Origin of the sequence: Roseateles sp. (assembly GCF_031397715.1) — a bacterium.
GTDB lineage: Bacteria > Pseudomonadota > Gammaproteobacteria > Burkholderiales > Burkholderiaceae_C > Paucibacter_A.
In genome coordinates, this window is record NZ_JANNMI010000400.1 from 1 (window position 1) to 11,124 (window position 11,124).

At 62.6% G+C, this 11,124-nt stretch carries 12 protein-coding genes and 1 tRNA gene; 11 read left to right on the forward strand and 2 right to left on the reverse strand.

Annotated features, from left to right (window positions below):
* The first annotated feature begins 103 nt into the window (after positions 1-103).
* Genes hutC through RMO57_RS17415 form a run of 8 tightly spaced genes read left to right on the forward strand, consistent with a single transcriptional unit; the run spans position 104 to position 7,494 of the window.
* Positions 104-826 (forward strand): histidine utilization repressor, encoded by a 723-nt coding sequence (hutC, locus tag RMO57_RS17380; RefSeq protein ID WP_310388771.1) that lies wholly within the window; start codon positions 104-106, stop codon positions 824-826.
* On the forward strand, positions 823-1,380 hold the full coding sequence (locus RMO57_RS17385; protein ID WP_310388774.1) for a HutD family protein: 558 nt from the start codon (positions 823-825) through the stop codon (positions 1,378-1,380). Before hutC ends, RMO57_RS17385 begins: the two co-directional genes overlap by 4 nt.
* The gene (gene hutI / locus RMO57_RS17390) at positions 1,377-2,618 is read left to right on the forward strand and encodes an imidazolonepropionase (protein ID WP_310388776.1); all 1,242 of its coding nucleotides are present in this window, start codon (positions 1,377-1,379) and stop codon (positions 2,616-2,618) included. Before RMO57_RS17385 ends, hutI begins: the two co-directional genes overlap by 4 nt.
* Positions 2,615-3,439 (forward strand): N-formylglutamate deformylase, encoded by an 825-nt coding sequence (hutG, locus tag RMO57_RS17395; RefSeq protein ID WP_310388777.1) that lies wholly within the window; start codon positions 2,615-2,617, stop codon positions 3,437-3,439. Before hutI ends, hutG begins: the two co-directional genes overlap by 4 nt.
* Positions 3,436-4,818: a formimidoylglutamate deiminase gene (locus RMO57_RS17400; protein WP_310388778.1), complete on the forward strand. Its 1,383-nt coding sequence runs from the start codon at positions 3,436-3,438 to the stop codon at positions 4,816-4,818. Before hutG ends, RMO57_RS17400 begins: the two co-directional genes overlap by 4 nt.
* 49 nt (positions 4,819-4,867) lie before the next feature.
* Positions 4,868-5,311, forward strand: coding sequence for a translesion error-prone DNA polymerase V autoproteolytic subunit (locus tag RMO57_RS17405; RefSeq protein ID WP_310388780.1), 444 nt, complete (start codon positions 4,868-4,870; stop codon positions 5,309-5,311).
* 2 nt (positions 5,312-5,313) lie between these two features.
* The gene (cho, locus tag RMO57_RS17410) at positions 5,314-6,171 is read left to right on the forward strand and encodes an excinuclease Cho (protein WP_310388782.1); all 858 of its coding nucleotides are present in this window, start codon (positions 5,314-5,316) and stop codon (positions 6,169-6,171) included.
* A gap of 18 nt (positions 6,172-6,189) precedes the next feature.
* The gene (locus RMO57_RS17415; protein ID WP_310388784.1) at positions 6,190-7,494 is read left to right on the forward strand and encodes a Y-family DNA polymerase; all 1,305 of its coding nucleotides are present in this window, start codon (positions 6,190-6,192) and stop codon (positions 7,492-7,494) included.
* A gap of 153 nt (positions 7,495-7,647) precedes the next feature.
* On the opposite strand, the gene RMO57_RS17420 is transcribed toward RMO57_RS17415, so the two are convergent.
* Positions 7,648-7,737, reverse strand: a tRNA-Ser gene (locus RMO57_RS17420).
* A gap of 105 nt (positions 7,738-7,842) precedes the next feature.
* On the opposite strand from RMO57_RS17420, the gene RMO57_RS17425 reads away from it, so the two are divergent.
* Positions 7,843-8,046: a hypothetical protein gene (locus RMO57_RS17425; RefSeq protein ID WP_310388787.1), complete on the forward strand. Its 204-nt coding sequence runs from the start codon at positions 7,843-7,845 to the stop codon at positions 8,044-8,046.
* A gap of 65 nt (positions 8,047-8,111) precedes the next feature.
* Here the strand turns inward: RMO57_RS17425 and RMO57_RS17430 are convergent, their stop codons facing one another.
* The gene (locus RMO57_RS17430) at positions 8,112-8,936 is read right to left on the reverse strand and encodes a symmetrical bis(5'-nucleosyl)-tetraphosphatase (protein WP_310388789.1); all 825 of its coding nucleotides are present in this window, start codon (positions 8,934-8,936) and stop codon (positions 8,112-8,114) included.
* Between the two features lie 110 nt (positions 8,937-9,046).
* On the opposite strand from RMO57_RS17430, the gene RMO57_RS17435 reads away from it, so the two are divergent.
* Both RMO57_RS17435 and RMO57_RS17440 read left to right on the forward strand, forming a co-directional pair.
* Entirely contained in the window at positions 9,047-10,351 is a 1,305-nt protein-coding gene (locus RMO57_RS17435; protein ID WP_310388791.1) for a hemolysin family protein, read from the forward strand.
* On the forward strand, positions 10,348-11,100 hold the full coding sequence (locus RMO57_RS17440; RefSeq protein WP_310388793.1) for a SapC family protein: 753 nt from the start codon (positions 10,348-10,350) through the stop codon (positions 11,098-11,100). The genes RMO57_RS17435 and RMO57_RS17440 overlap by 4 nt, the downstream gene beginning before the upstream one ends.
* The last annotated feature ends 24 nt before the right edge of the window (positions 11,101-11,124 follow it).

The following is an 11,124-nucleotide window of genomic DNA, read 5'->3' on the forward strand; positions in this document are numbered from 1 at the left end:
GCGGCTGGGCTGCAATCTTGGCGGGGCTATTCATATCGGCTCCTTTGCTTGAATGTCGGGCAATGTACTTGTCTATACAAGTACAGTCAAGTAGCATCCGGCCATGCCAAGAAAAACCAGTTCGGTGCCAGCGCCGCAGTATTTGAAGGTCAAGAACCATCTGCGCGAGCGCATCGCCTCCGGCCATTGGGTGGCGGGCGACTTGCTGCCCTCGGAGGCCGAGTTGGTCGCCCTGTTCGCGGTCAGCCGCATGACCGTCAACCGGGCTTTGCGCGAGCTGAGCCAGGACGGGCTGGTCGAGCGGCTGCAAGGCGTGGGCACTTTTGTGGCGCAGCTGCACCGCATCTCGTCAACGCTGAATGTGCGCGATGTGCATGACGAGATCTTGCAGCGCGGCCACCAGCACCAGGCCAAGCTGCACAGCCTGGAGACGCAACCAGCGGACGCTCAACAAGCGGCGGACTTTGGTTTGAGCCTAGGGGCTGCCTTGTTCCACAGCGTGATCGTGCATTTTGAGAACGGCGTGGCGATCCAGTGTGAAGACCGCTGGGTCAACCCGGCCTGTGCGCCGGGCTATCTGGGCTTGGATTTCACTCAAACCACACCGACCAACTACCTGCTCGAAGTGGCCCCCTTGTCGGAGGCGCGTTACACGATAGAGTCACTGCTGCCGTCGGCGCTGGAGGCCAAGTTGCTGGGCATTTCTCGGCGCGACCCCTGTTTGATCGTCAAGCGCCGCACCTTCAGCCGCGGCCAAACCGTCACCACGGTGCGGCTCACCCATCCGGGTTCGCTGTACGTTCTTGAGGGGAGTTTTCAAGCATGAGTTGGAGTTGTATCAGTGCAGATGACGTTGCCCCTCAGGCCTGGCGCAACGGCGGCGGCCAGACGCGTGAGTTGCTGGCCTGGCCACACCCCGCCGACTGGGCCTTGCGCATCAGCGTGGCCGATATCGAGCGCGATGGACCGTTCTCGGCCTTTGACGGCGTGCAGCGTTGGTTTGCGGTGCTGCAGGGCGAGGGCGTGCGCCTGGCGGACTGGGAGCTGCGCGCCTCTGATGACTTGATCAGCTTCGACGGTGGCCTGGCCCTGCCTTGCGAATTGATCGGCGGCAGCACCCGCGACTTCAATCTGATGCATCGCCGCAGCCGTGGCCAGCTGCAGGTGAAGTCGGCCGCCAGCACGCCCGCAAACTGGCTGCCGCAGGGCCGCTGGGTGGGTTTGTTCACGGCCACCGGCGGCCGCCTGCTGCATGGTGGGCGGGCCATGAATTTGGCTGCGATGAGCCTGGCCTGGTGCGAGCACCCTGCGGCGCAGCCCTGCAGTTTTGAAGGCCAAGGCGCGGCCTGGTGGATGACTTGGAGCGAGCAGCAACCATGAGCAGCAGCAGTGTGTTCAAACTCTGGACCCATGCCCGCCTGGCCACCTTGGTCGGCGACGCTCAAGAGAATCCGTGGGGCTGGGTCGAGAATGGCGCGATGTTGTCGCAGGGCGAGCACCTGCTCTGGGCCGGCGACATTGCCGACCTTGACGCCGACCTTGACGGCGAATTCCGCAACGGCCTGGCGCAAGAGATCGACCTGGGCGGCGCGGTCGTCACGCCGGGCTTGATCGACTGCCACACCCATCTGGTCTACGGCGGCCAGCGCGCGGCCGAGTTCGAGCAGCGCTTGGCTGGCGCCAGTTACGAAGACATCGCGCGCGCCGGTGGCGGCATCCGGGCCAGCGTCGCCGCCACCCGCGCGGCCAGCGAGCATCAGCTCTATGCCCAAGCGGCGCACCGCGTCTTGAACCTGCTCAAGGAAGGCGTGACGACCATCGAGGTCAAATCGGGCTACGGCTTGAGCCAGGCCTGCGAGGCCAAGATGCTGCGCGCGGCCCGCCGCCTCAAGGGTCTGGGTGTCGATGTGCGCACCACATACTTGGGCGCCCATGCCGTGCCGCCCGAGTTCGAGGGCCGCCAAGACGCTTATGTGACGGCGCTGATCGAATGGATGACGCCGCTGCACCGCGCGGGCTTGATCGACGCGGTGGACGCCTTCTGCGAAGGCATCGGTTTCACGCCGGCGCAAACCCGGCGCGTTTTCGAAGCGGCGCAAGCCTTGGGCCTGCCGGTCAAGCTGCATGCCGAGCAACTCAGTGACCAGGGCGGCAGCCAATTGGCGGCCGAGTTCATGGCGCTGTCTTGCGACCATCTGGAGCATCTGAGCGCGGCCGGTGTGCAGGCCATGGCCGCCAGCGGCACGGTGGCGGTGCTGCTGCCGGGGGCCTATTACTTCCTGCGCGAGACCCAATTGCCGCCGGTGCAGGCGCTGCGTGATGCCGGCGTGCCGATGGCGATTGCCACCGACCACAACCCGGGCACAGCGCCGACGCTGTCCCTGCTGTTGATGCTGAATATGGCCTGCACCTTGTTCCGCCTGACGCCTGCGGAGGCGCTGCGCGGCGTTACCGTCAATGCGGCACGGGCCTTGGGGCTGAGCGACCGAGGTCAGCTGGCGGCCGGGCAGCGCGCCGATTTTTGCGTTTGGGATGTTGAGCATCCGAACGAGCTGGCCTATTACTTTGGCCGCAACCCCTTGAAGCGCGTCGTGCGCGGCGGCATCGAGCGAGCATGAAAGAAGCGATGGATAACAACCCTGTATTCAAACTGAGTCAAGGCAACACGCCCTTGTTGATCAGCATGCCGCACGTGGGCTCGGCCATCCCGGCCGATCAAGCGCGCCGTTATCAACCGCGCGCGCTGCTCAGCGAAGATACCGACTGGCATCTGGAGCAGCTGTACGCCGGCATTGCCAGCGAGCTGGACGCTGGCCTGATCGTTCCGCATTACTCGCGCTTTTTGATCGACCTGAATCGCCCGCCCGAAGACACGCCGATGTACCCGGGTGCGGCCAACACCGAGCTGTGCCCGACGCGTTTTTTCACCGGCGAGCCGCTTTACCTGAACGGCCAAGAGCCCAACCGCGCCGAGCAGCTGCGCCGCCGCGAACGCTATTGGCTGCCTTATCACCGCGCTTTGAATGCCGAGTTGCAGCGCCTGAAGGCCTTGTTCGGCTATGCCTTGCTGTTCGAAGCGCACAGCATCTGCTCCGAGCTGCCCTGGCTGTTTGAGGGGCGGCTGCCGGACTTGAACCTGGGCACGGTGGAAGGGCGCTCCTGCGCCGCCGAGCTAAGGTCAAAATTGAGCGCCGTGTTGGCGAGCCAAAGCGACTACAGCCACGTCGTCGACGGGCGCTTCAAGGGCGGCTTCATCACCCGCCAGTACGGCCAGCCCGAGCAGGGCGTGCATGCGGTGCAGCTGGAGATGTGCTGGCGCTGCTATATGGAAGAAGAGGCGGCGCCGTTCCTGTATGACGCGCCGCGTGCAGCGGCGGTGCAGCCCTTGCTCAAGAGCTTGTTGCAAGAAATGAGTGGCTGGAAGCCGAAAGTGGCATGAGGGCAGCCGCTATTTTTTGGGCCGTGCAGGCCTGGGTGGATGGGCGCTGGCAGCACCATGTGCGCATGGCGGTGGGGACGGACGGCCATTGGCAAAGCATCACGCCCGGCGTGCCCTTGGCCGAGGGCATGCAGGCCTTGGCCGGCCCCGTCATGCCGAGCCTGGTTGACACCCACAGCCACGCCTTTCAGCGCGCCTTTGCGGGCCTGGCCGAGCGGCGCGACAGCGGCGACGATGATTTCTGGTCCTGGCGCGACCGCATGTACGGCTTGGCGCTGCGTATCACGCCGGCGCAAATGCAGGCGGTTGCCACCCAGCTGTATGTTGAACTGCTGGCCGGTGGTTACACCCAGGTTTGCGAGTTCCATTACCTGCATCACCAACAAGACGGCAGCCCTTACCCCGATGAGCTGGCCATGAGCTGGGCCCTGGCCGACGCGGCGGCCGCGGCCGGCATTGGCCTCACGCTGCTGCCGGTGCTGTATGCGCGCTCGGGCTTTGGCGCTGACGGCTTGCGCGACGACCAGCGCCGTTTCAAGACCGATGCCGACTGGGTCTGGCGCGCCAGCCAAGCGGTAAATGACGAGGGGCGGGATAGGCGGCCCTTGCTGAATGCCGGCGTGGCCCTGCATTCCTTGCGTGCCGCCAATGCCGATGACATTCGGGGTTTGCAGGCGCTGATGGGCGATGCGGATGTGCCTGTCCACATTCACATCGCCGAGCAGATGCAGGAAGTGCGCGACTGCCTGGCCGCCACCGGCCAGCGGCCGATGCAATGGTTGTGCAACGCGCTCCAGCCCGATGCGCGCTGGCAATTGGTGCATGCGACGCACAGCACGCCGGAAGAAATCGAGCAGGTGGCGAGCAGCGGTGCCGGTGTCGTCATTTGCCCCGGCACCGAGGGCAATCTGGGTGACGGCTTGATCGACTTGCCCGGCTGGCTGGCGGCCGGTGTGCCGATCAGCATCGGCTCCGACAGCCATGTCACGCGCGCTTGGGGCGAAGAGTTGCGCTGGCTGGAATATGGCCAGCGCTTGGGGCTGCAGCGGCGCAATGTAGCGGCGCTGCCGGGCGTTCAGCCGAGCACCGCGGCGCGGTTGTTCGAGGCGGCCAGAGCCGGCAGTGCGGCGCCGGCGGGTTTCAAGCAATGGGGTTTGGAAGTGGGCGCGCGGGCGGACTTTTTGGTCTTGGACGGCGCTGCCAGTGGTTTGCTGGGTTTGCCCACCGACTATCTGCTCGATGGGCTGGTCTTCTCGGCTCAGGGTCAGGTCTTGCGTGAAGTCTATGTGGCCGGGCAGGTAGCGCTGCGGCAGGGGCGGCATGCGGCGCAGGATGCCATCGCGGCGGGCTTTCGGGCGGTTTTGGCCGAGTTGCGCTGAACTCCGGCCCCGGATCGGCTACGATGGACTGTATATAAAACCAGTCCACATGAACCTCGCAGCAATTTCCTTTGACCAAGCGACCGCCCTTTCGCTGCACCCCACCCTGGTCAGCGCCTTGCCTGGCCGCGTGGCTGCCGGCTTCCCATCACCGGCCGACGACCATGCGGTACAGCGGATTGATTTGATGGCCCAGCTGATCAAGCACCCGCAGGCCACATTTTTGCTGCGCGTGCGCGGTGAATCCATGCAAGACGCGGGCATCTTTGACAACGACGTAGTTTTGGTTGACCGCGCCATCACGGCTCGCTCAGGTCATGTCGTGATTGCCATGGTGGACGGCGAGTTTGTTTGCAAAACCCTGTGGCAGCGCGCCGGACGCATGAAACTCAAAGCCGCCAACGTGACCTACCCCGACATCAACCCGACCGACGGGCAAACCGTCGAAATTTGGGGCGTAGTGGTGGCATCAATCAAGCAATTTAGAGTCTGATCATGCGTTCAAGAATTGATCGGCTGCGCCGCTCAGAGGGGCAGCCCTTGTATGAGTACCCCACGCACCTGCGCGATGCGATTCAAGATTTGCCGCATGCACCGGGTGTTTATGTGTTTCACGGGGACGACGGCGATCTGCCGGTCTACATCGGAAAGAGCGTGGACCTGCGCAGCCGGGTCTTGTCCCATCTCCGCACGGTGACGGAGGCACGCATGTTGCGTCAAACCCGTCGCATCAGCCATATCCGCACCGCCGGCGAAATCGGTGCCCTGCTGCTGGAGGCGAGCATGATCAAACAGCAGCAGCCTTTGCATAACAAAAAGCTGCGCCGAAATCGGCTGCTCTATGCGTTCAAAGTTCAGCACGGCGTCCCCAGCGTGGTGGATTCGCGCGCGGTTGATTTTGCTCACGAAGCGGATTTGTACGGCTTGTTTGCCAGCCGACATGGCGCACAGGAAGCACTGCGCAACATTGCCGACGAGCAAAAGCTTTGCTACGCCGCCTTGGGGCTAGAAAAAGGCAAGCCCGGCAAGCCCTGCTTTCGAGCCATGCTTGCCCAATGTGCGGGTCTGTGTCGCGGCGACGAGCGCATGCAGGCGCACCAAGCGCGATTGATGCTGAGCCTGCAGGCATTCAAGCTGATGTGTTGGCCATATCCCGGCGCGGTTGGGTTGATTGAGCGCGATGGGGCCACAAGCGACATTCATGTCATTCACAACTGGTGCTATTTGGGTACCGTCGGTGAGATCAACGAAGCCAAGAAGCTGAGCGTCCAAGCCGCGGGTTTTGATGCGGACGGCTACAAAATTCTGTGCGGGCCAGTCCTGCGCGAGCAGCTTGAAATCGTTTTGCTGTAGCCAACACAAGCTCGACTCATGTACGCCTTGATCGACGGCAATAATTTTTACGTCAGCTGCGAACGAGTGTTCCGGCCGAGCTTGAATGGGCGGCCGGTGGTGGTGCTGTCCAACAACGACGGCTGCGCCATTGCCCGGTCAAATGAAGCGAAAGCCCTTGGCATCAAAATGGGCGCGCCATGGTTTCAGATTCGGCATTTTGAAGAATCTGACGGGCTCGTCGCGCTGTCGGCCAATTTCGCGCTCTACGGTGATATGAGCGACCGCATGATGAGTTTGGCGGCGGGATTGGGCCACCGCCAAGAGGTCTATTCGATTGACGAATCATTCGTTGATTTGAAGGGCATCCGGGGTGATATGACGGAGCGCAGCCGCAAAATCCGCTATCGCATCCTCAAATGGATAGGTATCGCCTGCGGTATTGGCATCGGGCCCACCAAAACTCTGGCCAAACTGGCCAACCATATCGCCAAGACCGCCGAGCGAAAACCGGGCGCCTACCCCGACCACCACGCACAAGTTTGCAACCTCGGCGAACTGGAGCCGGGCGAGCTCGATGCGCTGATGCAGGGCACGGCGGTTGATGAAGTTTGGGGGGTGGGCAAGCGGATTGGCGCTCAACTCAAGGCGGAAGGTATTCACACCGCACTTGACCTGGCACGGCTTGATCCCAATACGGTGAAGCGCCGCTGGTCAATTGTGCTTGAGCGTACCGTGCGTGAGTTGCAAGGAACCGACTGCATCGGTCTGGACCACGAACCGGCGGCTAAACAGCAGATTGCTTGCACGCGCAGCTTTGGCAGCGCGGTGCTTGACTTGACCGCATTGCAAGAGGCGGTGACCGAATTTGCCAGCCGGGCAGCGCTGAAGTTGCGCGACCAAAGCGGCCACGCAGGGCAAGTGTTGACCTTCATTCGAACCAGCCCCTTTCGGGCTCAAGATGAGCAGTATTCGCGCTCCATCGTGGTGCCGCTGCGCCGACCCAGCAATGACACCCGCACCATCTGCCATGCCGCCCTCCTAGGCTTGCAGGCAATTTTCAAGCCCGGATTTCGGTATGCCAAAGCGGGCGTGATGTTGCTTGATCTGCGTCCCGCCGGCCTCATTCAACAGGAATTGGCACTGGAAGAGGACGCGGCGGACCCAGGCGCCCGTCGCCTGATGCAGGCACTGGACTCGGTCAACCAGCGCTACGGACGCGGCACCTTAGCGCTGGCTTGCGGCGGCCTTGCGGGCGAGCAGCAGCACTGGGGCATGAGGCAGGAAAGGCGCACACCCGGCTACACCACGGACTGGGGTGGGCTTGCTCTGGTCAGGGCATAAGTACTTGCGTTTTAGCACCGATCCGGGCCTGCGCCGGGCCGCTGATGTCTGAGTCAGCCAGCTATTGAATGCCGCCCCGGTGTGCTCGAAGTTGCGTGCCTTGGGGGGGCTATGTGGGGCATAGCTCAATTTCCCCATCTCTCATGGAAGAAATGGCGGAAGCTGTGAGATTCGAACTCACGGAGGGGATAAACCCTCGCCGGTTTTCAAGACCGGTGCCTTAAACCGCTCGGCCAAGCTTCCCGTAACTTTCAATTCCAACCGTGCCAGCGACGGATCGCCGGTTTTGCCTGCGTTCACATCGCTGGCGCGATATGAGCTTCGGCGCAATCGCCGCCAAAGCGTCGATTGAGCAAGACCGGTGCCTTAAACCGCTCGGCCAAGCTTCCTGTAACTCTTTTCAACAATGCCAGCGACGGATCGCCGGTTTTGCCTGCGTTCACATCGCTGCGCAATATGAGCTTCGGCGCAGTGCTCGCGCACTGGGGGCCTGCGTTCACATCGCTGGCGCGATATGAGCTTCGGCGCAATCGCCGCCAAAGCGTCGATTGAGCAAGACCGGTGCCTTAAACCGCCAGGCCTTGCTTCCTGGGTTTGGACATCACAAGTCCGCGATTCTAGCCCGGCTTTTGCGCTTGCTTGCATTTCACCGAGATCAACTCCAGCACCCGGCCACTTTCAACCCGGGCTGCGCTGAGGCTGCCGCCCCAGACGCAGCCAGTGTCCAGCGCCAGCAGATCGGGTCGCTGCAGCAGACCCAGCGTGGACCAATGGCCAAAGGCGACGGGCACTGCCGCCGTGCGCCGGCCGGGGGCGTCAAACCAGGGCCGGCAGCCGGGCGGAGCGCCGTCGGCGCCATCCTTGGTCTTGAGATCCATCTGCCCACTCGCATCAAGAAAACGCACCCGGGTCAGCGCATTGACGATGCAGCGCAGGCGCGCCGTGCCGCTCAGGCCCTCGCTCCAAAGGGCCGGCTCATCGCCATACATCTGCTGCACGAAGTCGGCCAGGCCGGGGCCGCGCAGCATGGCCTCGACTTCACCGGCCAGCACCATGGTTTGTTCGGCCGTCCATTGCGGCAACACGCCCGCATGCACCATCAACCAGCCCTGCTCATGGCAGGCCATGCGCCGCTGCCGCAGCCAATCCAAGAGCTCGGCTCGGTCGGGGGCGTCGAGTATGTCCCGCAGCGTGTCGTTGCGGTGCGGTTGCTTGGCACCATGGGCGATGGCCAACAGGTGCAAATCATGATTGCCCAGCAGGCAGGTCGCCGAATCACCCAGGTCGATCAGCAGACGCAAGGTGGCCAGTGAGGCCGGGCCGCGGTTGACCAGGTCGCCCAGCAGGTAGATGTGGTCGCGCGAGGGCGAGAAGTCAAGCTTCTCAAGCAGCCGCTGGAGCGCGTCGCAACAGCCTTGCAGGTCACCAATGAGATAGTTCATAGCGGGATTGTGCGGCTTCCATCGTCATGGGCATCTGCTACTCTTGGCGCCTCTCGTTATTTGCTGCGCTTGTCGAGGCTTGACTCGTTTCATCCTTGCTTGCGCTCCCAATGGATACTGCCTTTCTCATATTTTTGTTGTTCTTGAATGCTTTCTTTGCGATGTCGGAAATGGCTTTGTCGGCCAGCCGCAAGGCGAGATTGCAGGTGTTGGTGGAGGCCGGGGAGCCCGGCGCCAGGGCCGCCATGGATTTGCATGACAACCCGACCAAGTTCCTCTCAACGGTGCAGGTCGGCATCACCTCGATCGGCGTGCTGAACGGCATCGTCGGCGACGCCGCCTTTTCGGGCCCCTTGGCCCTGTGGTTGGGTCAGAACTTCGGCTTGCGTGGAGGTGCGGTTGACATCGCTTCGACCGCCCTGGTGGTGATCATCATCACCGTGGTGACCATCATCTTCGGTGAATTGGTGCCCAAGCGGATTGGCCAGATTTACCCGGAAACGGTGGCCCGGCGGGTCGCCCCGGCGATGAATTTTCTGTCAGCGGCGGCGCGTCCCTTGGTGAAGTTTTTGAGCTTCAGCACCGAGGCCATTCTGGGTTTGATGGGGCAGGGTGGGCGCAGTCAGCGCGGCGTCACCGAGGAAGAGATTGCGGCCAGCCTGGATGAGGGGCGCGAGGCCGGTGTGATCGAGGAGCACGAGCACCAGATGGTGCGCAATGTATTTCGGCTCGATGAGCGCGAGATCGGCTCGATGATGATTCCGCGTGGCGAAATCGCCTGGCTGGACGTGACCGACACGCCGCAACAGGTGCTGGAAGTGCTGCGCGGCCATGGTTACAGCCGCTATCCGGTCTGCCGCGTAGGTTTGAACGAGGTGCTGGGCGTTGTGTCAGCGCAAGTGTTGCTGCAGCGGGCGTTGAGTGGCGCGCCGCTGTCGCTGTCGGAGGATCTGGAGGCGGCGGTGTTTGTGCCCGAGACGCTGTCGGGCATGGAGCTGCTGGAGCAGTTCCGGGTCTCGGACGCGCCGCTGGTTTTTGTTGTCGATGAGTACGGCGAGGTCCAGGGCGTGATCTCGGTGCGCGACGTGTTGGAAGCAATCGCGGGCGAGTTCAATGCGCCCGGTGATGGAGATGCCTGGGCGGTGCAACGCGAGGATGGGAGTTGGCTGCTGGACGGCCTGATCCCGGTGACTGAGCTGAAGGACCGCTTGGGGCTGAAGGAGCTACCCGAAGAGGATCGTGGGCGCTACAACACCCTGGCCGGCATGGTGATGCTGCTGCTGGGGCGTTTGCCGCGCACGGCCGATGTGGTGGAGTGGAATGCTTGGCGCTTCGAGGTCGTGGACCTGGATGGCAAGCGTGTTGACAAAGTGTTGGTCAGTCGTCTGGCCGTTGATGGAGAGAGTGAAAAATGAGTGCAAGCCCCTTGATGTATGGCAATTTGACGCCATTGGACCGTGTCGCTCACAAGAGCCTGCGCCTGAAAACCGAATTGCCCACGCTGGACCGCGTGAAGGGCATGAATTCGATGTTTTTGGCCGTGGTTGAGTTTGCCGAAGCCTGCAAGGAATATCCGATTGTGTTTGTGCGCGTCGGTGAACCGCCGGCCGAAAGCGCCAAGCCTGTGGTGGCACCGCTGGCCGTGTTGGGCTTGAAGCCCGCCAGCAATCTGTTCATCAAAGACGGCCAGTGGAGTGGTCATTACGTGCCCGCTTATCTGCGCCGTTATCCTTTTGCCATGGCGCGCCTGGAGCAGGATTCGGACACCATCGCGGTTTGTTTTGACAGCGAATGGGCCGGCTTCTCCGAGACCGAAGGCACCTCGTTGTTTGCGGCCGATGGCCAGCCGACTGAGTTCTTGCTGAACGCGAAAACCTTCCTGGAGAACTTCGAGCAAGAGTCGGAGCGCACCCGCGCTTTCTGCCAGATGCTGGTGGAATTGGACCTGCTGCGCGATATGCGTTTCGAGGCCACTTTGGCCAGCGGCGAGAAGATCGACGTTGAAGGTTTCCTGGCGGTCGACGAGCAAAAGCTGGCCGAGTTGGCCGACGACAAGGTCGTGCAATTGCATCGCAATGGCCTGCTGTCGCTACTGGAAATGCACCGCGTTTCAATGGGCAATATGAATCGCCTGGCAACGCTTGAGGGCGCCACGGCAGCCTGACGTTTCTGCTCCACCTGGTGGGGC